Annotated in this window: 24 protein-coding genes; 23 read left to right on the plus strand and 1 reads right to left on the minus strand. The window is 50.2% G+C overall.

The genetic code is table 11. From position 1 onward, the window contains the following. The first annotated feature begins 14 nt into the window (after positions 1-14). The 21 genes from ACYP03_RS01660 (at position 15) to ACYP03_RS01760 (ending at position 14,210) form a co-directional block, all read left to right on the plus strand. A complete protein-coding gene (locus ACYP03_RS01660) occupies positions 15-629 on the plus strand; it encodes an alpha-ketoglutarate-dependent dioxygenase AlkB family protein (RefSeq protein ID WP_459778246.1) in 615 nt (204 codons plus the stop codon). A gap of 94 nt (positions 630-723) precedes the next feature. Then, positions 724-1,851 (plus strand): DUF3541 domain-containing protein, encoded by a 1,128-nt coding sequence (locus tag ACYP03_RS01665; RefSeq protein ID WP_459778247.1) that lies wholly within the window; start codon positions 724-726, stop codon positions 1,849-1,851. A 71-nt stretch (positions 1,852-1,922) separates the two neighbouring features. Beyond that, a complete protein-coding gene (locus ACYP03_RS01670) occupies positions 1,923-2,540 on the plus strand; it encodes an NUDIX hydrolase (RefSeq protein WP_459778248.1) in 618 nt (205 codons plus the stop codon). Positions 2,541-2,590: 50 nt separating this feature from the next. After that, the gene (locus ACYP03_RS01675; protein ID WP_459778249.1) at positions 2,591-3,187 is read left to right on the plus strand and encodes a DUF2238 domain-containing protein; all 597 of its coding nucleotides are present in this window, start codon (positions 2,591-2,593) and stop codon (positions 3,185-3,187) included. A gap of 2 nt (positions 3,188-3,189) precedes the next feature. Continuing rightward, positions 3,190-3,504, plus strand: coding sequence for an NIPSNAP family protein (locus ACYP03_RS01680; protein ID WP_459778250.1), 315 nt, complete (start codon positions 3,190-3,192; stop codon positions 3,502-3,504). Beyond that, entirely contained in the window at positions 3,501-3,968 is a 468-nt protein-coding gene (locus ACYP03_RS01685; RefSeq protein ID WP_459778251.1) for a GNAT family N-acetyltransferase, read from the plus strand. Before ACYP03_RS01680 ends, ACYP03_RS01685 begins: the two co-directional genes overlap by 4 nt. Before the next feature lie 326 nt (positions 3,969-4,294). Next, positions 4,295-4,615, plus strand: coding sequence for a hypothetical protein (locus tag ACYP03_RS01690; RefSeq protein WP_248139406.1), 321 nt, complete (start codon positions 4,295-4,297; stop codon positions 4,613-4,615). Between the two features lie 201 nt (positions 4,616-4,816). Continuing rightward, positions 4,817-5,671, plus strand: a complete 855-nt coding sequence (locus tag ACYP03_RS01695) for a hypothetical protein (RefSeq protein WP_459778252.1) — start codon at positions 4,817-4,819, stop codon at positions 5,669-5,671. A gap of 448 nt (positions 5,672-6,119) precedes the next feature. Next, positions 6,120-6,482: a DUF4260 domain-containing protein gene (locus tag ACYP03_RS01700; RefSeq protein ID WP_459778412.1), complete on the plus strand. Its 363-nt coding sequence runs from the start codon at positions 6,120-6,122 to the stop codon at positions 6,480-6,482. A 71-nt stretch (positions 6,483-6,553) separates the two neighbouring features. After that, positions 6,554-7,111 carry a GNAT family N-acetyltransferase gene (locus tag ACYP03_RS01705; RefSeq protein ID WP_330960638.1) on the plus strand — a complete coding sequence of 186 codons (558 nt, stop codon included), beginning with the start codon at positions 6,554-6,556 and terminating at the stop codon, positions 7,109-7,111. Positions 7,112-7,290: 179 nt separating this feature from the next. Beyond that, positions 7,291-7,707: an ester cyclase gene (locus ACYP03_RS01710; RefSeq protein ID WP_248139413.1), complete on the plus strand. Its 417-nt coding sequence runs from the start codon at positions 7,291-7,293 to the stop codon at positions 7,705-7,707. Positions 7,708-7,871: 164 nt separating this feature from the next. Next, entirely contained in the window at positions 7,872-8,309 is a 438-nt protein-coding gene (locus tag ACYP03_RS01715; RefSeq protein ID WP_459778253.1) for a hypothetical protein, read from the plus strand. A gap of 107 nt (positions 8,310-8,416) precedes the next feature. Next, complete coding sequence (locus tag ACYP03_RS01720) at positions 8,417-9,373, plus strand: CE1 family esterase (RefSeq protein ID WP_459778254.1); 957 nt, start codon at positions 8,417-8,419, stop codon at positions 9,371-9,373. 6 nt (positions 9,374-9,379) lie between these two features. Beyond that, positions 9,380-9,625 carry a hypothetical protein gene (locus tag ACYP03_RS01725; RefSeq protein WP_459778255.1) on the plus strand — a complete coding sequence of 82 codons (246 nt, stop codon included), beginning with the start codon at positions 9,380-9,382 and terminating at the stop codon, positions 9,623-9,625. Positions 9,626-9,703: 78 nt separating this feature from the next. Continuing rightward, a complete protein-coding gene (locus ACYP03_RS01730; protein ID WP_459778256.1) occupies positions 9,704-10,138 on the plus strand; it encodes an acetyltransferase in 435 nt (144 codons plus the stop codon). 269 nt (positions 10,139-10,407) lie between these two features. Then, complete coding sequence (locus ACYP03_RS01735) at positions 10,408-10,704, plus strand: DUF6916 family protein (protein WP_248139419.1); 297 nt, start codon at positions 10,408-10,410, stop codon at positions 10,702-10,704. A gap of 15 nt (positions 10,705-10,719) precedes the next feature. Next, a complete protein-coding gene (locus tag ACYP03_RS01740) occupies positions 10,720-11,259 on the plus strand; it encodes a phage tail protein (RefSeq protein ID WP_330960634.1) in 540 nt (179 codons plus the stop codon). A 14-nt stretch (positions 11,260-11,273) separates the two neighbouring features. Beyond that, positions 11,274-11,795 (plus strand): phage tail protein, encoded by a 522-nt coding sequence (locus tag ACYP03_RS01745; protein ID WP_459778257.1) that lies wholly within the window; start codon positions 11,274-11,276, stop codon positions 11,793-11,795. Between the two features lie 12 nt (positions 11,796-11,807). Beyond that, the gene (locus tag ACYP03_RS01750) at positions 11,808-12,338 is read left to right on the plus strand and encodes a phage tail protein (RefSeq protein ID WP_459778258.1); all 531 of its coding nucleotides are present in this window, start codon (positions 11,808-11,810) and stop codon (positions 12,336-12,338) included. 37 nt (positions 12,339-12,375) lie between these two features. Further along, complete coding sequence (locus ACYP03_RS01755; RefSeq protein ID WP_459778259.1) at positions 12,376-13,665, plus strand: S8 family serine peptidase; 1,290 nt, start codon at positions 12,376-12,378, stop codon at positions 13,663-13,665. A 17-nt stretch (positions 13,666-13,682) separates the two neighbouring features. Next, positions 13,683-14,210 carry a GNAT family N-acetyltransferase gene (locus ACYP03_RS01760; RefSeq protein ID WP_459778260.1) on the plus strand — a complete coding sequence of 176 codons (528 nt, stop codon included), beginning with the start codon at positions 13,683-13,685 and terminating at the stop codon, positions 14,208-14,210. 9 nt (positions 14,211-14,219) lie between these two features. Here the strand turns inward: ACYP03_RS01760 and ACYP03_RS01765 are convergent, their stop codons facing one another. Further along, positions 14,220-15,506, minus strand: coding sequence for a sulfotransferase (locus tag ACYP03_RS01765; RefSeq protein WP_459778261.1), 1,287 nt, complete (start codon positions 15,504-15,506; stop codon positions 14,220-14,222). Positions 15,507-15,627: 121 nt separating this feature from the next. On the opposite strand from ACYP03_RS01765, the gene ACYP03_RS01770 reads away from it, so the two are divergent. Next, positions 15,628-16,668, plus strand: a complete 1,041-nt coding sequence (locus ACYP03_RS01770) for a TIGR03032 family protein (RefSeq protein WP_459778413.1) — start codon at positions 15,628-15,630, stop codon at positions 16,666-16,668. 272 nt (positions 16,669-16,940) lie between these two features. Further along, entirely contained in the window at positions 16,941-25,970 is a 9,030-nt protein-coding gene (locus tag ACYP03_RS01775; RefSeq protein ID WP_459778262.1) for an Ig-like domain-containing protein, read from the plus strand. Positions 25,971-26,006 lie beyond the last annotated feature (36 nt).

The following is a 26,006-nucleotide window of genomic DNA, read 5'->3' on the forward strand; positions in this document are numbered from 1 at the left end:
TCAATTAAAAGCTGATGATGAATCTGGACTTATTTACCCCGGCATCTTCACAAGGGGAATGGATTGAAATTGATGGCGGCCGTTTGTACTGGGCGCCGGCATTCTTTGAATCGACTGAATCTGACCGGTATTTTGCGGCACTGCGTCAGTCACTGCACTGGAAGCAGGAGGCGATTACACTCTATGGCAGGCAGGTGTTGCAGCCTCGTTTGCAGTCCTGGTGCGGCGAAGCGCAATACAGTTATTCCGGCCTGACGATGCAGCCAGAACCGTGGACGCCGGAACTGCTGGCAATCAAAATGGCTTGCGAAACTGCTTGTCAAAGCCAGTTCAATTCGGTACTCGCCAACCTGTATCGCAACGGGCAGGACAGTATGGGCTGGCATCAGGATAATGAGCCCGAGCTGGGTCCACAGCCGGTCATCGCCTCAGTGACATTTGGAGAAAGCCGGCGATTTTTACTGAAACATAAACGTACGGCTGAGAAAATTGAATTCCAGCTTGGCCATGGTTCTCTTCTGGTCATGGCTGGCCAGACCCAGTCCAACTGGGCGCACAGTGTGCCAAAAACACAGCAGCATTCAGGTGAACGGATCAACCTGACTTATCGGTGGATTTATCACATTTAAACGTGCTTTCGTCCGGGCCTGAAATGACATTTGGCTGACTTCAGCTCGCCATAGCTTTGCTATGTTTATGTCATTCATACATAAAGGGATTGTTATGAAAACGGTACGCAGCTCTATCATCTATCTTCTGATTGCCTTGCTGTCATTGCCGGGGTGGTCGGCAGTACAAATCTATCCTCAGCAGAATCATGCGGTTGTTCAGCAACAGGTGCTACCTGCTTATGCTGAGGATGCAGCCCTGATTCGGCATACCTTCGAAACCCGGCTTTATATGCTGCCCGCCTTTAAGATGGGCCATTATGGTTTGCGAATGTACCGCCAGACTTTAGACCCAAAATATAAATCGGCGGTGTGGGCAGATATGGCACGGGTGGCGGACCGTCTGAATGAAGTCAGTGAAGACATCTACACAACTGCGCAAGTAAAGGCTTACTCCGATGCGCGTGAAGCCAGATACAGTCAGAAAGAAGGGGCGCGCAGTGAGCTGCGGTACCTGGCGACCCGCAAGTATCCCGAATATTATTTTTTGGGTGTCGATTTACTGGGGTCAATGGCACGGGCGAATGAATACGGTCTGAAACATAAATCTGATCACAAGCTGCGGGAGATTCTCCGCCGATACGACTTTGCACGGTATGCGACTGATCCGGAGATGATTCGGGCCTGGGCAGCTCAACTGGCGAATCAGGTTTACTGGCTCCGTCAGCTGGGAGAGCAGGATGTGGTGGAGCCTTTTATTACGGCTTTCCGTGCGACCTATCCTGACAGCAAAGACAAGCAACTGAGCGAGCAGCAGTACATGAACAAAATTTATGGGATGACGCATATCCTGTTTGCGGCTTCGTCCTATTATCAGTATCAGCTCAGGGAAAGTGACTTTCAGTGGATTTACGATCACTTTCGTCACAACATCGATCATATCCTTCTGCACACCAAAGAAGATGTGATTGCCGAGGTCGGTATCAGTTTTCTTTTGGCGGGTCTGGAAAAAGATCCGGTTGTTGAAAAAGCGCGAAAAGCCATTCAGAAAGCTATCGACCGAAAAGCGGGTATGGTGCCATCGGTGAAAGGGGAAACCGAGCTGGTGGATAGCGAGCACCGTAACACCCTGGCAATTATGCTGCTGGACTGGCGTGGCGCGCATCCAGCCCCTGTTTACCAGCGGCAACCCGGAATGTTTACCAATTTACCTTATGGTTTGATGCCCGGAAATCAGGAATAACGGCAGTGCGTGTACTGATGTAGTGTGTTATTGTGCATATTCTGTAATGAGGCACGAGAGCTGAGATAAGAATGGCAGACCCGTTGGTATGGGCAATTCAGCTGCAGGCGATCGCCCAGGCGGGTAAAGCTTACACAAAAGATCCGTATGATCTGGAACGGTTTGGCCAGATAGAAGCGATTTCCCAGCAAATGCTGGCTGAGCTCAGTCATGAGCCATTGGCAAAAATTCAGAATCTTTTTATTCCGGAAACGGGATATCCGACGCCGAAAGTCGATTTGAGGGCGGGTGTGATTCGTGAAGACCGGATACTGCTCGTGCGAGAGCGGGAAGATGATTGCTGGACCTTACCGGGTGGCTGGGCTGATGTCTGTGAGACACCGTCGGAAGGGATCGTTCGTGAAGTGATGGAAGAATCCGGTCTTCTGGTGGGCAATCCCAGACTGGTTGCAATCAAAGACAGAGCCGCACACCCTTATCAGCCGGCGTATCCTTATCATATTTATAAGTTGTTTTTTCTCTGTGATTATATTTCAGGTGATCCGAGTGAGAATCTTGAAATCTCGGAAGTCGCTTTTTTTGATCGCCATTCCATTCCGCCTCTTTCTCTCAGTCGGGTGCTGGCAGAAGATATTGCCATGATGTTTTGTCATGATGATGATATCCGTTTGCCGGTCCGGACAGATTAATTACACTCCGATACAAGTTTTTATTTCACACTGATAACAAAGGCAAGACGATGAAATTTATCTGGCTGGCTATTTTTGCTTCTGTACTGATCTGGTCTGGTATTGAACCCAAAGATACATTCACCTGGTTTCTGGAAGTCCTTCCGGCCATGATTGGACTGGTTCTGATTGTCTGGACATACAAGACATTCCGGCTGACACCGCTATTGTATGGGCTGATTTTACTTCACTGTATTGTCCTGATGGTCGGTGGTCATTACACGTACGCGGAAGTGCCATGGTTTGACAATCTTTTTGGGGCCGAACGGAATAATTACGACAAAGTCGGACATTTTTTTCAGGGCTTTGTGCCTGCCATTCTGGCGCGTGAGATTCTGATCCGAAAACAAATCATCAACGGGGCATTCTGGGTGAGCTTTGTTTCGGTCTCGATTTGTTTAGCCTTCAGTGCATTTTATGAACTGATTGAATGGTGGGTGGCTCTGGCAACCGGGGAAAATGCAGAAGCATTCCTGGGGACCCAGGGGTATGTCTGGGATACCCAGTCTGATATGGGATTTGCTTTACTGGGCGCACTTAGTGCCATTCTACTTCTTTCTCGCTGGCATAACGGCCAGCTCGCGACAGTCTCTGTGAAAAGGATTTAAATATGGTGACCTGTTATTTACGTTACGTGATTGACCCGTATAAAGTGAAAGAATTCGAAGAATATGCCCGGATGTGGATCCCGCTGGTGAATCGGTTTGGCGGTCAGCATCACGGCTATTTCCTGCCCTCAGAAGGTGCAAGTGATATCGCACTGGCGTTGTTTTCTTTTCCGAGTCTGGCGGCATACGAAGCGTATCGCAATCAAGCCAAAGATGATCCTGAATGTATCCGCGCGGTTCAATTTGCGGAAGAAACCCGGTGTTTTCTGAGTTATGAAAGAAGCTTTTTCAGTCCGGTTTTCGGGGAGAATCAATGAGTATTCGTATTGCAGATTTGTCTGATGCGAAGGCCATCAGCGAACTGATTCAACCCACATTACGACAGCATGTTTTGCCAACCGTCGCCCCTCAAGTCCATGAGATGTTGCTGAACACGATGTCGGCGCAAAGTATTACGAATTATCTGAACCAGGGGTATCGTTATCATGTCGCTGAACAGGTGTCGGGTGAGATCATTGGTGTGGTTGGCATGAAGGAAAACAGCCATCTGTATCATTTGTTTGTGCGTGATGATCATCATGGTAAAGGGCTTTCACGCCAGCTCTGGGAAACGGCGAAAAATGCATGCCTGCAGCATGGAAATCCGGGTCAGTTTACAGTGAATTCCGCATTGAATGCTGAACGTGTCTATCAGGCATTCGGTTTTCAACGTGTCGACGGCATCCGTGATCGGGACGGCATGCTGGATGTGCCAATGGTGCTGAATCTCAGTGTTGGATGAAATCGGATATTTCTTATCATCATTGAAGATGTCATCTTAGCCTGGCTGCAGTCTTCCGGCAGACCAGGCTTTAGAAGCATAATTTTGTCCGAATCCACAGATATCTCAAGAAAACTCTAAAGATTAATGAAATTAAGGGCATATCATCTTATTATGCTTGCAATTTCGCATTTGCTTTCGAACTGTAGCGTACTTCGGGAGCGTGAGTATGCACTTTGGCTTGGTGTTCTCTCTAAAAAGCGGACTCAGTTTTTGTGCGGATATGACGCATTCGTGCAAGGTTGTTTTAATGATTTCTCCGATTGACATTGATTAAGGGCTATATGATGAAAAAAATGATGAAATTGTCGCTACTGCTGGCATGCACCGTGTATTCGCAGGCAAGTCTGGCTGAAATTTGCTCTCAAAATTATAATGAATTGCCTGGTCTGGTCGGCCTTGATTCTGCATCAGGAAATATTTATGCAACAACAAGATCGAATACGAATGAATGCTCATGCTCTGAAGTTCGTTTTACAAAAGAAAATACAGATACAGATACCGCACTCAGCATTTTGCTGGCAGCCAAAATGGCGAATAAAAAAGTCAGAGTCGACTTAAAAGATAAGAATGACTGCAATACAGCGTATCGGGTTTATGTACATTGATTTAAATTTGAATCAGTGAATAAAACATGTGATAAAAATTATGTGTTCTGATTTTTCAGAGCACATATCTATATAATAATGACGATTAAACGTTACTTTAGATAGTCAGTGTGTCTGTTTATATTATGGTCTGAAACTTTTACAAGGATGAATGAAAGTATCATGCAGTGATGAAAATCCACACTATGATTTGGAAGTTTTATGCATATTTTTACATTGAAAAAATCTTATGTGAATAAAATAAAATTTGTTTTTTTGCTCAGCTTTTTATTGCTTATTTTAGTGAATCTTTGGGCGTTTCTGCCCGATGAAAAAATTGGTGATCCTGAAGAAGCTTTTCAGATGTCTTTATGCGCGAGTATTTTTCTTGTTCTTTTCATGGCCTATGCAGGGTATGAATTCCGGAAGTTATACCAATATGATATTGAGTGTGATGATAATGGCTTATGGCATAAATATAAAGGAAAAGACAATGGTTTTGTGTCTTGGCTGGATATATCAGAAGTAAAAGAAAAATTTATCACGCAACGCTTGGATATACATGATTTTAGTGGGAAGAACATCATTCGTGTTTCCTATGATTTGACTGAATATGATTTATTGAGAAGCCATATTGTCGAAAGCATGCCAGCAGAAGGTGGTGACTACGACAGAGATGTATTCAAAAAAATTTTTGGCTATCATCTTTTCATGATATTTGGCACAGTCTTCGTTTCAGCCCTTATGATCATGTGGGCTGAGACATCAGATTCTATATTTCTTGGTTATACAGGGCTCGCCTTTATTCTGGTGGTTTTTTCCTATGAGTATTTAAAGACACCGACAGGTATCTGCTTGGGCAATCACGCTATCGAAATTCGTTATCCTTTGTCAAAAAAAGAAATGAAATTTCATGAAATTCAGGGGGTTCATCTAGTGGATCAATTTGAGAGAGGTCACCGTATTCCTGAAGTATGGGTTGTCTCAAAGCGTAGAGATAAACCTTTCAAGCTGAGATCATTTGGGGTTGATGCCAATGTGCTGTATAGAGCAATTCTGAAAAGGATACCGTCCTAAGTTCCTTCACTGTTTCTGTTGGCTCAAAAAAACAGAAAAGGTTGATGGCGCAGCGCATGTGAGAAACGATCGGGAACTAGAAACATCAGGCTTTATCGTTTGTTCAGTCTCGCTGGCTCAGGTGTCTGGCCTGTCGGTTGGGAATGGATACTGAGAACACATTCTTGACGTCTGAGTGAAGTTGATAACAGTTTTTATTGTGATCTTCCTGAAATCACAGATGTATTTGTTTCGTATCATGCCGAATTGAAATACGGCATCCGGCATGTGCAGAAAACAGCCCGTGGTGATCTTCGTCAAGTGCAGTTTTATGTATGGATAACGAATGTTGAACAACTTATCGCAGAAAAGTTTCATCAATCACGGTCATACTATACTTCGCTTTTTCAATCGCACAGGAAGATGGGAAATGTCATCAGCAACCGGAAATGTTCGCACATTGCTTCGAATGGAAGGATTGTGCCTTTTTGTCATCTCATTACTTGTTTATGCGCACTTTAACATGTCGTGGTCGACATTTGCCTGGTTCATCTTTGCACCAGATCTTGCCTTGTTCGCTTACCTTTTTCATTCGAAGCTGGGCGCAATTGCTTACAATCTGACTCATTCGCTGGTCGGTGCATTGACCATGATTGCCGTTGGTTATTTGAATGCATCGGATCTGTTGATTCAGGCTGGATTAATCTGGTGCGCGCATATTGGTTTTGACCGTGCGCTGGGTTATGGCCTGAAATATGCGTCGGGCTTTCATGACACACATTTGGGACAAATCGGAAAGCGTCCGATCACAGCGCAGGAGAACCAGCTCTGATGCTGAGGTTCGGGTTGATGCTGTCTGGTGAATTGGCCAGTTGAATACTGTAAATAAATTGGGAGGTTTTCGTGAATATAGAACTTCAATTAGCGACAGAACATCACCTGGATGGGTTCTTTGCTTATTTAGATAGACACCTTCGGGAAAATGGAATCGGTTCGACACCATTCTTTCAGCCGTTATCTGCCGAAGCGTCGAAATTGACGCCAGAGCTGGAGCAGCGTTTCAGGTTGGCAGTGCCTCGTGAGATTGATGAGCTTGGCTGGCGGAAGCTGTTTATCGCAACAGAGGGTGATGCAGTGATCGGTCATATTGATATCAGGCCGTATCCTGACCGCCATACTGAGCATCGGGTGTTGCTGGGGATGGGGGTTGACGCTGCTGTCAGAGGACAAGGTTTAGGAACCCAGCTCATTGCTTTTCTCATCGACTGGGTCCGAACCCATACGGCCATTGAATATATCGATCTTTGGGTTCTTTCTGAAAATCATGCAGCGAAAGCGCTTTACCGAAAGTGTGGCTTTATCAAGTGTGGCGAAATTGAAGATAAGTTCCGAATCGATGGAAAATCACATGCTTACACCATGATGTCCCTGACGGTGAACCGAAATTTTAATGCCGCGTGATCCGTCAGATGACAACTCGCATTACACCTGGTGATGCGATTCATTGTGTTGCGTGACTGATGGGCTGAAGTCTGTTGAGCACCCAATGATTTCAAGAGGGATGTGTAAAAGTGAGTCACCAAAGATCCCTGTGATGGTTCACACTCATAGTCCGGTTTTCTCAAAAATAGGATGTCATTATGAGTGGGTTGGCTGAACAAGCGCTGCAGTTCTTTGATGCGTGTGAAACAGGGAAAGGTTGGGAAGTTTGTAAAACCTATTGTCACTCCGATGCGACTTTTTCAGCGCAGGCTGCGGCGCTTGCCGATATCAGAACAATTCAGGGGTATACCGAATGGACGAAAGGTCTGTTTGGCCCGATACCCGATGGCCACTATGAGCTGCGTTTCTTTGCCGAGGACTCAGAGCGTGCCTGTGTGGCGGCTTATGCGGTCTATCACGGTACAAATACCGGACCGGGTGGCCCGGTTGATCCGACAGGTAAAACGGTGGCGGCGGACTACGTATACGTCATGCAGTTTGAGGGAAACCTCATCCGGCATATGACAAAAATCTGGAATGATGGTTTTAGCCTCCAGCAGCTGGGCTGGGTCTAAAGTTTTTATTCCGGGGCATGCACAATGTGCATGCAGCATACTTCCGTTAAAAAATGGCATGCTTGAACCGCCAAGTGTGCCTTTCTTTATGGATGTGAATTTCCATCATTCATTGATGAATATTGTTGTTCCTATTTCAGGATAGTTTTAAAGAAGGAAAAGAGATGCACCCGAACCGGCACGCGATTGCTTTTGGAAGTCTTGTATTTTTAATGGTTGTGATTGTTGGCAGTATTTTACTGACGCTTTGGGCTTGGCCTCAGTACAAAGTGTATAAGCAGGAAATGGATGGGATTGCGGCGCTGAAAGAAGCGGAATGGAGCAAAAAGATTCTGATTGAAGAAGCAAAAGCGAGAGAACAGGCTTCACTCATGCAGGCAAAAGCCAGAATTACTCTGGCGAAAGCTGAAGGCCAGGCCGATATAGAGCGGGCAAAAGCTGCAGCTGAAGCGAACCGAATTATTGGCAAATCGCTGAAAAATAATGAAGAGTATCTTCGTTATGTGTGGATCAAAGGGCTTCAGGACGGTAAAGGGGAGCGAATTTATATTCCGACAGAAGCCGGTTTACCAATTCTGGAAGCAGGCAAAGCACAAAACTGACAGTCAGCACTTCACCTGAGTTGCTGAGACTGTTCAGATGAAAAATACGCCGAATGCTGCATCATATTGAAGCAGAGTTATATTGAATCATCAGCATGGAGGAATCAGTGCGTCAGTTAATCTCAGCTTTATTCGTCATCTTTGCCGTGCTGTTCATCCCGGTCGCAGCAAGTGCACAGTCGCTCAACAATCGGGCAGAGAAGGCTTCAGGTGTCGTGCAACAGTCCATCATGATTGATGGATTGCAACGCAGTTATTATGTTCACTTTCCACCGGTTTCCCGGACACTGGCCAGATTGCCTCTGGTGCTGGTGCTCCATGGCGGCGGAAAAGGGGATGGTCTCACACCTGCCCGCTATATGGGATTTACGGCATTGGCAGACCGCGAACATTTCATTGTGGCATACCCCAATGGTGTGGATGCTTTTTGGCGTGACGGCAGAGACCTGACATTTCGTGGTGATATTGAAGGACGAGTTGATGATGTTGCGTATATTTCTGCGCTCATCGATCGTTTTGTTCATCAATATCATGTTGATCCGACGCGGGTGTATGTCACCGGCATTTCCAACGGCGGTATGATGACCTTGCGCTTGGGATGTGAACTCAGTGCTAAATTGGCCGCCATTGCCCCGATTGCGGCCAATATTCCCAGGCGCATATACAAAACCTGTCAGCCAGCAGCTTCGCTTCCTGTCCTTGTGATGAATGGTACGGCAGATCCTCTGGTACCTTATGATGGCGGGGATGTCCGTTTTTTTCGTCAAAGGCGGGGGAAAGTGGTTTCAACGCAAGAGACAGTGTTGTTTTGGCGACAGCAGAATCAATGCCGTGGTATGCCAGAAACCCGACAATTACCGGATCGGGACACAGGTGACAGTTCGCGAGTGACCCGGACAATTTATGGAAGCTCATGTCTGGTGGAACTGTATACGGTCATTGGTGGCGGTCATACTCTGCCGGGCAGTGACTTGCCCGATCTTCCCCGGATTTTGGGACAGAAAAACAGAGATATTGACGGAGCAGCAGTCATCTGGACATTTTTTAAAAATCATTCGAGGTAATTGATGATGAAGTTCATTGCCATGTTTGGATGGATATTCTTGATTGGTTCGCTTGCCCTGTTTGCCAGTGACTGGTTTCCGGTGAGTGTATCCTCCGAACCATTTACGTCATTCTCCGGGACCGACGACTATGCTCGTGTGGTTTCAGGTTATGACAGCGAATGGGAACTCCTGGCGGAGATGAAACTACCAGCTTTATTCACTGGCCTGCTGATGATTGTTTATGCTTGGTACCGCGGCCGTTCAAAGTAAATTGAAAACTATTTGAATGGTTCTTTGAAAAATAAATGTTGATAGCTTTTTCAATGAAATGGTTTGGTAAGCGTTATGATGAAAATAGAACAAGCGAAAAAGAAAGATCATCAGAAATTGATAGAGATTTGGGAATCTTCCGTCAGAGCGACTCACGACTTTCTGAAGGAAGCTGATCTGCAGGCCCTGAAGCCGCTCATTCTGAATCAGTATTTCGATGCGGTAGACCTGAAGTGTGTCAGAAACCCGGATGGGGAAATCATGGGATTTTGTGGTGTACATGGTGACAATATTGAAATGCTTTTTGTTTCACCGGATGTCCGGGGCAAAGGTGTGGGTTCTGCATTGGTGCATCATGCCATTCATGTTCAGAGTGTAAAGAAAGTGGATGTTAATGAGCAAAATGAACAAGCGTTAGGGTTTTATCAGCATTTGGGGTTTACGGTAACCAGCCGTTCGCCGCTGGACGGGCAAGGTAACCCTTATCCTATATTGCATCTGGCGCTCTGCTGATCGTCTTTCCTCCTGATTCATTCAATCTCCCCCGACATACGCTGCGAACGCTGACGGATACATATCGACTCATCAATCCATTGGTTGCCGGGTCATTTTTTATCGCGATATCAATACTGTATGTTTTCTCTGTATATCCAGATGTGTTTGTATGATCGAACATCAAGTTTTCATGATCCGTTTTGTTGGAGGGGATTTCTTGCTCTACACCTAATGGGTGGAAACTGAAACATCCATCAGCAGTAAATGTAATTGTGACGGGAGGCGACATGGAGCAGTTTACTTTCGAACGACTGGAAAAAATGGTCGGCGAAAAAATATCAGTGGCATTGGATGACAAGACAACCCGAAATATTGAGATTACCGGTGTGCAACGGACAAACATGCAAAATAAGGCGTGGGATTCTTTTGCGTTGTATCTCAATTGTGGCGATTTAGAGGGTGGTATAGCACAGGGTACTTATTTATTCAGCCACCAGAAATTAGGTGAAGCAGCACTGTTTGTTTCCCCGAATTCTGAAAAAGAGCTGGAAGTGATTTTCTCCCGGAAGGCAGTCCAGTCTTAATCAGCAGAGGTGAGTATGGAACCTTATATCGGTAATATTCAGATGTTTGGGGCATTTTTTGCACCCAGGAACTATGCGTTGTGTAATGGCCAAATCCTGGATATCAACCAGAACCAGACACTCTATGTGCTCTTGGGAAATACATTTGGCGGCACCCCGCAATTGAATTTCCAATTACCGGATTTACAGGGGCGAATGCCGGTCAATCCCGGAACCCTCAAACCTTCAAACACGAATCTGAGTCAGGGACAACTTGGCGGCTTGGAGTCCGTAGCCTTGCTGCAATCAGAAATGCCTGCTCATAATCATGTCGTGAATGCTTCATCACAAGTAGGCGACTCGCCAAGACCAAATAATAAAAAGCTGACGCAGCCGACGGTCTTTGCAGCATCAGCCCAGAATACATCTGTTTATTCCTTACCTGCCAATCTGGTGAAGATGAATGGGCTGGCAATCGGTGCAACCGGTGCCGGTACTGCGCATAACAATATGCAGCCAAGTACCGCCGTGAATTTTTGCATTGCTTTGACCGGTATTTTCCCGAATAGAGATTGAAATGGAGATTATTTATGTCTACACGTTTTCTGTCGGAAATTACGCTTTTTGCGGGTAACTATTCACCTGAGCAGTGGGCATATTGCTACGGTGATGTGGTGCCTATTGTGAACAATGAAGCGCTGTATTCGTTGCTTGGAACCACCAATGGCGGGGATGGTCGCACAACATTTGCTTTGCCTGATCTTCGGGGGCGCGTGCCGGTTGGTATGGGGCAGGGCAAAGGGCTGACACTCAGAAATCAGGGGAGTCGGTTCGGAGAAGAATCTGTGGTTCTTGACATTAAAAATCTGCCGGAACATACGCATTCACTCATCGCTTCTTCTGACAGCGCCGTCTCACCTGAACCCTCTTCCTCTTTTGTCCTGGGGAAAGCAAATCAGTATTTTGCCAATCCGGCGGCAGAAGACATGGTTGCTATGAAAACGGACGCGATTGCATCCACGGGCCGCGGCCTGGCGCACAATAATATGGCATCCGTGCTGGCGCTGAATTTTATTATCTGCACAGCGGGTGTTTACCCGCAAAGAAGCTGAGGGGATGGCAAGATGAGTGAAGCATTTTACGGCGAAATCATGATGATGCCTTACAACTATGCGCCTCGTTACTGGGCCGTCTGTTACGGGCAGAAAATGAGCACTGTACAGAACCAGGCTTTGTTCTCCGTGATTCAGAATATTTTTGGTCCATGGGACCCGAACTATTTTTATCTGCCGGATCTCAGGGGCAGGGTACCTATGGGGGCAGGCCGGGGACCGGGGTTAACCCCATATCAGATTGGTAATGTCATCGGGAGTGATCAGGTTTCATTGACCGATCAACAGATCCCGCCTCACACCCATCAGTTGTCGGGTACCTTTAAACCAGGTTCTACAGATGTTGCACAGGGAGCCGTACCGGGTCTGTTGACGGATAGCATCACGGTTGAAAACCGATACAGTACAGGCGATGTTGATACCAAACTGAATCTTGGCAGTCTGGATATGGCGGGTCAGAGCCTTTCGCATGAAAATATGCAGCCGTATCTGGCCATTAACTTTTGCATCTGTATTGACGGGGTTTATCCGGTCCGTTCATGACGATGTTCAGGCTGTGACTGTCACTAAGGTATTTGGAATGCGCACAATCAGCATTTACTGGCTGATTGTGCTGTTTGCGATCTTTGTAGCGGGTCAGGCTGAGGCCCGCAAGATCTGGCCGGCATCGCTGACGGTGCAGTATCAGGGACAACCGGTCAGGTTGTCTTTTGAAAAGCTTCAGCAGGATGAGCCGGTGTATTCGCATCCTGCGATGGGGAACGCAGGTCTCCGGCTGAGCCATCGGGTCTTGTTTCGTCATGACAAATCACTGAATTTCAATCAGCTTGATGCCCTGAAAGGCCGGCGAGTGGCCCGGGTGTTTGAGCTGGAGTCCGCCTATTGGTCCGTGGTGTTGACACAGGGGGCGGCAGACTCTCTGAGTCTGGTTGAGTCGTTACGGCATGCTGACGGGGTGACGCTGGCTGAACCTGATTTCCTGCAAGTTCGGCTGCATCGAAACCGGGAACCTGTATTTTCACCCAGCGTTCAGGCGAAAGCTGTCAGAACCCAGCTATCTCTGACTCATTGGCCTGCGCAGGCGGGGGCGGGCATGCGGGTAGCTGTGATTGATGCGGCTTTCAGTTTATCAGATCCAACGCTGCAGCCGATGTCGGTGCTGTTTCATTACGATGTGGATCATCGTCGTGAACTTCCGCTGAACGCAAAAGCGTTAGCGGCGTTTCAGTTCGATACGCTACATGGCGATGGTGATTTAGCGATGATCTGGTCGCGGCATCCGGATTTTACCGGGCTGGCGCCGGATGCCAGTGCCATTTTACTGCGCCGGGATAAAAACTGGACTTCAGATATTCTGATTGCGTTGCAACTGGCCTTTCTGAAGGATGCAGATTTGATTCAGGCAGCCTGGACATTGCCATTTACGCAGCAAGCGCTGACGGATGCGTTGCTCATGCTGAAAGCACAGGGGCGACATGGCAAAGGGCTGGTCGTGGTTGCTGCAGCCGGAAATCAGTCACAGAATCTGGATGCGAGTTTTGCGCTGGCGGCACAACCGCAGGTGCTGGTCGTGAATGCGGTAAGTGCGGGTACACAATGGCCCGCAACGGGCCGCAATCTTGCCACTGCCGTTGAAGTTCCCTATCAGGTTTATTCAAGTGCAACCCAGACTTACAGTCTGGCGTATTCAAACACCTCTGCAGCCACGGCGGCAACCACGGGCGTACTGGCTGCCGTGCTGAGTGTTCATCCCACGCTGACGGCTGCTCAGTTACATCATTTGGTGCGCCAGTTCAGTCAGCCGGTTCTGGATGCACAAAGCCTGATGCAGCATGTGCAAAGGACGCAGAATCACAATGTAACGCTTTGATACAAGGAAGAAAAAAGATGCAATTACAGGATTTAAAACTGCCGGGTGGTTTACATGTCCGGCCTTCGAACAGTTCGGCGGCAGACCGTATATTTCTGGAGCAATTACATAACGAGCGACGGGATGATTTGCGTTTGATTGACGGTGAACGTGATTTTATTGAGTCGCTGATCGACATGCAGTTCAAAGCCATGAATCAGGGCTATGGCGATCAGTTTCCTGAAGCTCTTTATTTTGTGATTGAGTATCACAAAGAAGCGGTTGGCAGAGCGGTGCTGGATTTTTCTCAGGGCAAGGTGCATCTCATTGATATTGCTTTTAAACGGGAAGCCAGAGGGCATGGTCTGGGCGAAGCCGTGGTCCGGTCATTTATGTATTCAGCGAATCAGTTAAAGGCGCCCATGATGCTCTCGGTTCAGCAGATCAATCAGGGCGCAAGGCAGCTTTACCTGAAACTGGGATTTACCATTGAGCAGGCAGAGCCGCCTTATGAGCGGATGATTTGGTATCCGCCCAGCCTGCGACCGGTCTTCGCTGGCGTATAAGCCAGCGGATTAAACCGGGTAACCAAATCGAGCAAACAGTTCCGCATTCGGCTGAAAAAAGGCTTCTGCGACAGCCCGCTCATTGTCCGTCAGCCTGGCGATTTGCGTTGCATTACGATTTTCCAGTGCAGACTTCTGACCCTTCACCCATCGTGGCGGGATGAAGTCGATGTCTTCAAACGCCGGAATAAATTTGCGGATTGTCTGCGCAGTCGCTTCCGGTGAATCGCAGACGTCTTCATAACGAATTAACAGGTGAGGAGACTGGCACTGCTGTAAATTTGTCTCCTGCTGCCGGAAGCACCACAAAACATGTTGTGCTGCCATGGATTCAACCTCTGGTAAATCCCGTCTGGCCCGGACGACTGATTCAAACATGGCGTATGGATTACGGATCAGAAAGAGGAATTTCGCATCATCAAACTCCTCAGCTAACATCGCCATCCGGGCAATGTTACAGGGTGATTTTTCCACAAAGATACTGGCAGTCCCGGATTGCGGCGTTGCCACGCCGGACCAGAGGTTGCGAATTGCCGGCCAGTCGTAAGCTTTGGAGCTCTGAAGTTTATTCAGTGTATTGAACTGGCTCCAGACAAAATGACTGTTATCCCGGTTGGGATTCGGTCCGGCAAATCCGGCAATATAATGACCTTCACCAGGCAGGGTAATGGCATTTTGACAGTCGCTGAGCGCAGCAGACATGAGGGATGATCCGGAATTGTTCGGGCTCAAGATAAACAAGTGGCTGCTGGCGTTTTGAATACGTTTGACGGGCCTGGCATCGAAAATCAGGTGAATCCTGTCTTCATCAGAGGGATTGACCACACGGTGTAATCCAAGATTATTGATGTCGTACATCACCCCGGTTTTAAAATGGAATGGTTGCTGATCCAAATAAAACATGACGGCATCATTGGTCACTATTGGCACATGAATGCGGTGGTACCGGGCAAATATCGGTGCGCTGTCACTGTGTTCCGCAATTTCAGCACCTGCCGGTAATTTGGCAAACATCAGTTTCGCAATATCCAGTTTGGAATAACCATAGTATTGCGCGAAACGGGCAAATATCGGGGCCAGCAAAGGCTGCATGACCGATAATAATTCCGTATTAGTTTCAGTAAATTCATCGGTTTTAAAATACAGCACCAGACTTTCCGTCTGTTTGTGCACTGCATAGGTGTTTTGGCGATAAGTATTTGCCTTCCAGGCGGAATCCGGTAATTGTTTCAAATGCCGGGTGATTTCGGTGATATCGACATCACCAATTCGGATGCAGGCTTTATCGAGACGCATAATTTACCCGTGAAAGTCAGAATGAAATATCTGAGTCTGTATATATTGTAAGCACCATATCTTTATTTCCGGATAAAAATCAATCGCTATGACTGACCAAGAAGTGAAACTCAATTACGTCATGACCAGTTGTGCTCGTTTTCCAATGTTGCTGCATTCTATGAAAAGCAGTTTATTGGTGAGTGCTCATCATCTGGATTGTCTGTTTGTCATCAACAGTGATGGGGAAACCCTCCGGGTTGAACATGTCCGGGTTCCTCAGTTACTCGGGATTGCATTGCGTGACGATCAGCAGCGGTTATCTCTGGCTGCAGCTCATCAGCTTTGGGAATACCGGCAAGTAATGTCATCTTCGGAACTGGTGATGTCACCGGATCATTCGACGGCGCGGGATACCATTTTTTATCCCTGTGGTTCCATCATGACGGGTGAACTGAATACACATGATCTAGCCTGGGGAAATGAAGCGCTGTTTATGGTGAACACCCGGTTTAATTGTATTGCCAAAGCGGTTTACGGGAAAAGTTTTGAATATGTCTGGCGGCCGCCGTTTATTTCAGAGCTGGTTGCTGAAGACCGCTGCCATCTGAACGGGCTGGCCATGAAAGACGGATCGCCAGCTTACGTCAGTTATTTTGCAGTTTCGGATGTTCAGTACGGCTGGCGGGAAGGCAGTAGTTTCGATGGTCAGATTATGCGGATTGAGGATAATCAGACCGTGCTCAGTGGCCTGTGTTTGCCCCATTCGCCGAGACTTCATCAGGGATATCTGTATTTTTGTGAATCCGGTACCGGGCGGCTGTGGCGTTGTTTAGAGTCAAGTTTGCCTGCCACGAAAGCGGATCTGGAGCTGGTGGCCGAGTTTGATGGATTTACTCGCGGACTCCGGCTATTTGGTGAAATGGCTTTTGTCGGGTTATCCAGAGTCCGGAAGGCAAAAGACGGTTCTTCCCGGCACACGGATATGCCGCTTCTGGAGAAAAAAAACGAATTACTGTCCGGCGTGAGCGTGATTGATATCCGCAATGGTCATGAAATTGCACGTTTGGTGTTTTCAGGCGATTTAAACCAGATTTATGACGTTGAATTGCTGTTTGGCAGTAATAATCCACTATTCATTGACGTATATTCCGACCAAAGAACGGAATATTTTATGCTTTAAACGTCATTTTTGTGGTGAAATGAAATCATAAAATATTCTGATATGTCATATTTTTGATATGCGCTTCTTGCACATTCATCATCCTCTGTTTCAATAGCTACTAGTTGCACTAATTTCCATATTTTTTTGGTTTGAGTTCTCAACCGGGTTTTTCATTGAGTACTCAGTTGAGTCGCTGTTGTTCGCGCCCATGAATGGAAGATGTGATGCGGACATCACGCTCGTTTTTCGCATCACACTATTGCAGGCAGATTATGAACAACGGACTGATGATGTCGCAATTGGCTCATGCTACGCGACAGTTCTTCGCAGGCTCGGATGAGGTGAGCGCTGAAATACTCTCTCTTCATCCCGTGAAACAAGATAATAAACGCTGGATATCGACGCTGGCTTTGGGGTTGGCTGGCAGTCAGCTCCTTATCGCGAGCGCCTACGCAGAGGCGACACAGCCTGTGCCCTTTGAATCAACTCAAGCGGAACCAACCGCTATTTCTCAGCCGGCCTCTTCCGGGCTTGAATTTGATCTGAACACTTTTTTATCCCAAACTCAAAATCTGAATCCAGGGCTTCAGGCATCGAAACGTGTGGTCGGTGAGCTGTCACCATTTTCGGACGGGGCTTCCGGCTCACAGCCCGGAGAAGCCATGCTTGCGGCCGGGGAATGCTATCTCTATGTCTGTACCAATAATCCCGGCCAGCTCTGTAATACGGATGCGGATTGTAATACGTCACCACCATCCAACAATGCCCCCTCGAATATCAGTCTGACTTCTTCCAACATCAATCAGTCTGCGACGGCTTCCGGCGCGGATGTGGGCACCTTGTCGACGACGGATGCTGACAGCGGGGACTCACACAGCTATTCACTGGTTTCGAAAGGGAGCAGTGCTTTCGGCAGCTGTACTTCAGATGCAGATAACAGTCAGTTTCAAATTAACGGTGCGATACTGGAAACCGGGAGCGCATTGTCTCCTGGTAGCTACAGCATTTGTGTTCAGACGTATGATGGCACGACCACTTACCAGAAACCGTTCACAATTTCCGTTGCCGATGATGTTGCACCTTCAGCACCTTCGACGCCGGATTTATCTTCATCCTCAGATACCGGTACTTCTGACAGTGATAATCTGACCAAGAATGTCACTTTGACCTTTACCGGCACCGCTGAAGATGGCAGTACAGTGGAACTTTTCAGTGATCAGTCAGGCAGTACGCCATTGGGATCCTCGTCGGTGACGGGAGGAAACTGGAGCATCACGACCAGTACGTTATCCTCAGGCGTGACCCATGTGATCACAGCCAAAGCCACAGACAGCAGTAATAACCAGAGTGTGGCGTCATCCGGACTCAGTGTCACGATTGATACGACGTCGCCTACCGGACACAGCGTTGCGCTGGATAAGAGTCAATACAACAGCAGCAATGCCGGCAGTGCCGCTTTTACCTTCTCCGGTGGTGAGGTAGGCACACAATACAGTTATTCCGTTACTTCCAGTGGCGGTGGAACAGCAGTGACCGGGTCAGGAACACTCAGTAGTGGCTCGCAGACGGTCTCAGGCATCGACGTGTCGGGCTTATCCGATGGCACACTCGTTTTGTCCGTCACATTGACCGATGCTGCCGGGAATGCAGCGACAGCTGTGGCCAGTACCGCAACCCTGGATACAACAAAACCTGGTATTACCATTACGAGTGATAAGTTGGCTCTGAAGCTGGGTGAGGCTGCTACGCTCACCTTCACCCTGAGTGAAAGCAGCAGCGACTTCTCGGCCGCAGATGTGACTGTGTCCGGCGGTAGTTTGTCGAACTTTACCGGCAGTGGTACCAGTTACAGCGCGACCTTTACGCCGAATCTCAATATCACACTCGGTACGATTGATGTTGCGGCCAATGTATTTACAGACAGTGCTGGGAATAGCAACACGGCGGCGATACAACTGAGTCTTGTGGTCGATGTGATTCCGCCCACGGTCACCATCACCAGCGATAAATCGGCCCTGAAGCAGGGTGAAACCGCGGCACTGACCTTCACCCTGAGTGAAAGCAGCAGCGATTTCGCGGCCGGGGATGTCATTGTGTCCGGCGGTACGCTGTCGAACTTTACCGGCAGCGGCACCAGCTACAGCGCCACTTTCACGCCGGATACGGACAGTACCGCAGGGGCAACCGTGGACGTAGCCGCCAGTGTGTTTACGGATGCCGCGGGGAACGGCAACACCGCTGCGTCTCAGCTCGCCATCAGCGTCGATACGCTGCAGCCGATGATCACCATCACCAGCGACAAGGCAACCCTGAAGCAGGGTGAAACCGCGACCTTAACCTTCACCCTGAGTGAAAGCAGCAGCGACTTCTCGGCCGGGGATGTCATTGTCTCCGGCGGTACGCTGTCGAGCTTTACCGGCAGCGGCACCAGCTACAGTGCGACCTTTACGCCGGATGCGAACAGTACTGGAGGGGCAACCGTTGATGTGGCCGCCAGTGTGTTTACGGATGCAGCGGGGAACGGCAACACCGCTGCGTCTCAGCTCGCCATCAGCGTCGATACGCTGCAGCCGATGATCACCATCAACAGCGACAAAGCGGCCCTGAAGCAGGGTGAAACCGCGACCTTAACCTTTACCCTGAGCGAAAGCAGCAGTGACTTCTCGGCCGGGGATGTCATTGTGTCCGGCGGTACGCTGTCGAACTTTACCGGCAGCGGCACCAGTTACAGCGCCACTTTCACGCCGGATGCGGACAGTACCTCCGGTGCAACGGTGGATGTGGCCGCCAGTGTGTTTACGGATGCCGCGGGGAACGGCAACACGGCCGCGTCTCAGCTCGCCATCAGTGTCGATACGCTGCAGCCGATGGTCACCATCACCAGCGACAAGGCAACCCTGAAGCAGGGTGAAACCGCGGCACTGACTTTCACCCTGAGCGAAAGCAGCAGTGATTTCGCGGCCGGGGATGTCATTGTCTCCGGCGGTACGCTGTCGAACTTTACCGGCAGCGGTACCAGCTACAGCGCCACTTTCACGCCGGATGCGGACAGTACCGCAGGGGCAACCGTGGACGTGGCCGCCAGTGTGTTTACGGATGCAGCGGGGAACGGCAACACCGCCGCGTTCCAGCTCGCCATCAGCGTCGATACGCTGCAGCCGATGATCACCATCACCAGCGATAAGTCGGCCCTGAAGCAGGGTGAAACCGCGGCACTGACCTTCACCCTGAGCGAAAGCAGCAGCGACTTCGCGGCCGGGGATGTGATTGTCTCCGGCGGTACGCTGTCGAGCTTTACCGGCAGCGGCACCAGCTACAGCGCCACTTTCACGCCGGATACGAACAGTACCGCAGGGGCGACGGTGGATGTGGCCGCCAGTGTGTTTACGGATGCAGCGGGGAACGGCAACACCGCCGCGTTCCAGCTCGCCATCAGCGTCGATACGCTGCAGCCGATGGTCACCATTACCTCTGATAAGTCGGCCCTGAAACAGGGTGAAACCGCGGCACTGACCTTCACCCTGAGCGAAAGCAGCAGCGACTTCTCGGCCGGGGATGTCATTGTCTCCGGCGGTACACTCAGTAACTTTACCGGCTCTGGTGCCTCATATACCGCGACACTGACACCGGGCACAGACGGAAATATCACCCTGGATATCGCCAGCGGACGGTTCACCGATCCGAATGGCAACGCAAATCTGGCCGCGACACAGTTGGTGCTGACCTATGACGGCACTGCACCGTATATCAGCACGTTGAGCCCTGCAGATGATGCGACGGATGTCAGTTATAACAGTCATCTGGTGATTACATTCAGTGAAACGATCCAGGCTGGTGCGGGCAGTCTGAGTCTTGTCGATGCAACGACGTCTGCCACGCTGGCTACTTACGCGATGACGGACAGTGAAGTGAATCTTTCGGGTGACCAGCTGACGGTATCGCCATCGCAGTCCTTTGTGCCGACACACACGTACTATGTCACCATGACGAATGATGCATTATCGGATGTGGCCGGAAATGCATTTGCCGGATTCAGCAATGAAACCTTCTTCAACTTTACAATTGCGAATGCGCAGCCAGTTGCGACGGACGACATTGCAACTGTGGCGGAAGATAACCTGATTGCGATTGATGTGCTGTCGAATGACAGCGATACCGACAGCCTGCTCAATCCGGCCAGTGTGACGGTAGTGACCGCGCCTCAGCACGGCAGCACCAGCATCAACACCGGCACCGGGACGATCACCTATACACCGGATGAAAACTTTGCGGGTACGGAAACCTTTACCTATCAGGTTGAAGATATTTACGGGGCGGTTTCGTCGGCTGCGACGGTGACGGTGACGGTCACACCGGTTGCCGATACGCCTGTGGCGACGGCGGATGTCGGCAGTACGGATGAAGATACGCTGGTCGAGCTTGATGTACTGGCGAACGACAGTGATGTGGATGCCGGGGATACCCTGCAGGCGTCTACGCTGACGATCGTTACGCAGCCTGCGCATGGTTCTGCCAGTGTTGATAACGGGAAGATTCAGTATCAGCCCGAAGCGAATTATGCGGGTACCGATACACTGACTTATACCGTGGAGGACAGCACCGGGCTGGTTTCTAACGCCGCTTTGGTGACCATTAACGTCGCAGGTGTCAATGATGCGCCTCAGACCGTGGCCGATACGCTGGCAGTCGATGAAGATGAAAGCGGTGTTGTGGATGTGCTGGCGAACGACAGTGATATTGACGGTTCACTGGCGCAAGACACTGTCCAGGTGATTACTCAGCCGCAAAAAGGGCAGGTCAGTGTCGCCACCGATGGCAAGGTGACCTATATACCAAATGCCAATTACTTCGGCAATGATAGCTTCACTTATGTGGTTCAGGATGACCTGGGTGCGACGTCATTGCCAGCGACGGTGACGGTCACTGTGGCCAGTGTGAATGATGCGCCGATTGTGGCAGATGACACGGCCACGTTGCTGGAAGACACGCCGCATACGGTAAATGTCCTCGGGAATGATCAGGATATCGACGGCACGATTCAGGCAAATTCCTTAGTGATTGTCACTCAACCAGCGCAGGGCAGTGTGAGTGTGGGCAGCAACGGGGCCGTCGTGTATACCCCGGCGCTGAATTTCAGCGGTGAAGATCAGTTTACTTATCAGGTAAGCGATGATCAGGGCGCGGTATCGAATATAGCCACTGTGACCATGACGGTTCAGGCGGTGAATGATGCGCCGGTCGCCAATGATGACCAGTCGACGACGCAGGAAGACACGGCTGTTGATATTTCGGTGATTGCCAACGACAGCGATCTGGATGGTTCACTGGATCTGAATTCGATTCAGATTCTGACGCCGCCTCAGTTTGGCCAGTTGCTGGATCTGGGCAACGGCAGCCTGCGTTACACCCCGGATGCCAATCAGTCCGGAGATGACAGCTTTACGTATACGATTGATGATAACGAAGGCAGTGCATCGAATACGGCCACGGTGTCTGTGACGGTGGAAACGGTCAATGATGCGCCAACCATCAGTGGGACACCTTCGCTGAGTGTGGATCAGGACCAGAGCTATGAATTCCAGCCAACAGCATCGGATATCGAAAATGACGGGTTAACTTTCAGCATTACCAATATGCCGGCCTGGGCAAGTTTTGATCCTCAGACCGGACGGTTGTCTGGCGTGCCGGATAATGATGCTGTGGGCCAATACACCCATGTGATCATCAGTGTGAGTGACGGTGATAAAACCACAGCGTTACCGGCATTTACGATTACGGTGAATAACGTCAATGATGCGCCTGAAATCAGCGGCCAGCCGCAGGATCAGGTCTCTGAAGACAGCGCGTACAGTTTTATCCCGCAAGCGACGGATATCGATCAGGATGCGCTGACCTTCAGCATTCAGAACAAACCGGAATGGGCCAGTTTTGATCTCCAGACCGGGCAGCTGTCCGGTACGCCGGATAACAGTCATGTCGGAACCACCAGCGGGATTGTTATCAGTGTCAGTGACGGACCGGAAACGGCGTCTCTGCCAGCCTTCAATATCACGGTGGTGAACGTCAATGATCCGCCGGAAGGGGAAAACCTGACCGTTTCGCTGGCAGAAGATCAGACGCTGTCGATTGTGCCTTCAATGACCGATGTGGACAGCAGCTCGCTGAGCCTGCTGGTCACTGCATCGCCGCAGCACGGCAGCCTGACGGCACAGAGCGGCCTGACGGCACAAAGTGGCGGCTGGCTGTATACGCCACAGGCTGACTATAACGGGTCCGATACTTTCAGTTATCAGGTAACGGATGGTGAGCTGGTCTCTGCGACTTACACGGTGGCGATTTCGGTGACGCCTGTGAATGACGTGCCTGTCATTCTCTCGGACAGCTATCAGTTCAAAGCCAATGCGCAGGGCCGGTATGTGCTGGATGTGCTGAGCAATGACAGTGATATTGATCAGGATCCGTTGTCTCTGCTCTGGGCGACAACCGAGAAGGGCACGACCTCCATTGAGAACGGGCAGGTAATTCTGACTACGACTCAGCAGGGGACCTTGTCTCTGAAATATGCTGCCAGTGACGGAGAAGCCGATCAGCAGGTCGGTCTGGTCACCGTGGTGATTGAATCGGCCGACAGTCAGCCGCCGGTGATTCAGGCACCAGCGGATGTTGAGGTGAATGCGACAGGCCTGTTTACCCGGGTCAACCTGGGCGTTGCGAATGCCACGGACAGTCAGGGCAAAGCACTGGCGGTGTCTGTGGTCGATCGGAAACCGTTCTTTAAACCGGGCAAACACACCGTGTACTGGCGTGCCGTGGATGCCAGCGGTCGTGAGTCGCAGGCCAGCCAGCAGATTGTTGTGCATCCTCAGGTTTCGATTGCCAAAGATGGGAAGGCCACAGAAGGCACGACGCAAAAGGTCCGAGTCTATCTCAACGGTCCTGCACCTGCGTACCCAGTGACTGTGCCTTACACCGTATCTGGTACCAGCGACAGCAGTGATCATACGCTGACCGATGGTGAAGTCGTGATTCAGAGCGGCACCGAAGGGATCATTGAATTCGACGTTCTGAGTGACGCGTTACCGGAAGGGACAGAAACGCTGGAAATCAGCCTGTCTTCGTCGGTGAACCTTGGCAGTAAATCGCACTATTTCCTCAGCATTCTGGAGGAAAATGTTGCGCCGTCAGTATCGACGGAGGTTGTGCAGGACACCGAATCCCGGCATGTCATTGATGCTTCCGGAGGATCAGTGACCGTGACGGCCAGCGTGACGGATCCGAACGCGGCTGACAGTCACAGCTATCTGTGGGAAGCCAGCGACAGCGCCATGGCGAACCTGAGTACTGAAGATCATCAGTTCATTTTTGCACCGGGCGCCTTAACGCAGGGTATGTACACCCTGACACTGACCGTGACGGATAACGGTTCCCCGAATCTGTCGGTGAAACAGGATATTTATCTGGAAGTTGTTGCGCAGCTTGCCCAACTGGGCAGCGGAGACAGCGACGGGGACTTGCTGCCGGATGATCAGGAAGGTTACTCCGACGGAGACTCGGACGGTATCCCGGATTATCTGGACGTTATTACGGACTGTAATGTTGTTCAGGAACAGGCGGTGGTCTCTGACCGTTATCTGGTCGAAGGGGATCCGGGCGTTTGTCTGCGCAAAGGGATGACCGTCGCCGGAAATAAACTGGGTGGTGCGCAGCTGCAGACGGATGAAATTCCGTCAGACAGTGGCGCTCAGAATATCGGCGGTGTCTTTGACTTTGTTGCCCATGGATTGCCGGTGGCAGGACAAAGTTACCAGGTGGTTCTGCCACAGCGTTTGCCAATTCCGGCCAATGCGGTTTACCGGAAATACACGGAATCGCAGGGTTGGGTGAATTACATTATCGATGCTCAGAACTTTGTCTCTTCCGCGCCGGGTGAAGCCGGTTACTGTCCACCGCCGGGGGATGTTGAGTGGCAGGCTGGTCTGCACGAAGGGGATTGGTGTGTGCAGCTGACCATTCAGGATGGCGGTCCGAATGATGATGACGGTCAGGTGAATGGCAGTGTGATGGATCCGGGGGGTGTTGGTGTTCCGGTGAGTGCAAACCAGCTACCGCAAGCGCAGGACGATAGTCTGTTGCTGAACCGGAATGGTGAAATCACCATTGATGTGCTGGCTAATGACACGGATGCCGATCATGATCCGCTGACGTTGATGGCGTCCTCGGTCGATTTCGGGACAGCCACGCTGGTGTCGAATCAGGTGCATTATACCGCCCCGAACGGTTTCTATGGGGTGGCGACCATTAGTTACAGCATTTCGGACGGCATGGGCGGCACGGCCAATGCCGAGGCGAAAGTCACGGTGCTGAACAGTGATTACCCGGTTGCCGTCAACGATGCGGTTCAGACCGACGATCAAACGGCGGTGGTAATTGCGGTCCTTGGGAACGACAGCGATGCGGATGGTGACAGCCTGTTTGTGATTGCGGCAGTAGCTGACCGGGGAACAGTCTCTGTGAATGGTGATCAGACCTTAACCTTCACACCGGAGCCGGGTTATGCCGGTGACAGCATCATTACCTACCAGATTCAGGATGCAACCGGACTGGAAGCCAGCGCTCAGGCGCGGGTGACGACAACGCTCAAGGAGGGCATGGTGGTGAAAAACCGGGGTGCCGGTACATTTTCGGCAATGATGTTACTGCTGCTGGGCGGCTTTGGCCTGATGCGTCGATGGGGCGGGCGTGTGCTCGCACTGGTTCTGAGCTTGCTGACCTTCAACAGCCAGGCCGCCTGGTATGTCGATGCGGAAATCGGGGTCAGTCAGGCCAGTGAGCGCAATACTCAGCCAGCCGACACCACGGTGTCTCAGGATGACAGCGATATGGCCTGGTCCTTGGGGATCGGCTATGAAACCCGCAGTCAGTGGCTGTTCACGGCACGCTATCTGGATCAGGGAGAAGGGGAAGCGACACTGACGCCCGATGGTATGACAGCCAGTGATTATCATCAGCAAGTGTCTAAGGCGACTCCGGCACTGACGTCCGGGGTCGCACTGGATGTCCGGTATCCTGTCCTGGCGGATAATGACTTCCGGCTGTTGCTCGGTGCTGGTGTGTACCGCTGGGAAGTGGATTACAGCAGTACCTATCAGGGGGAGACGATCAAGTCGTCAGACTGGGGGGTTGATCCCTATCTGACGGTCGGGATCGATTATCGTCTGCATCCGGCCTGGCTGGCGGGCGTGAAGTTCAACCGTTACTTTATTGACATCAACGATATCAGTCAGACTTCTCTGACCCTGACTTACCAGTTCGGGCAGTAGTCTTTGCTGAGAAACGAAAAATGCTGGCTTCGGCCA

The organism is Photobacterium sp. R1 (assembly GCF_054600795.1).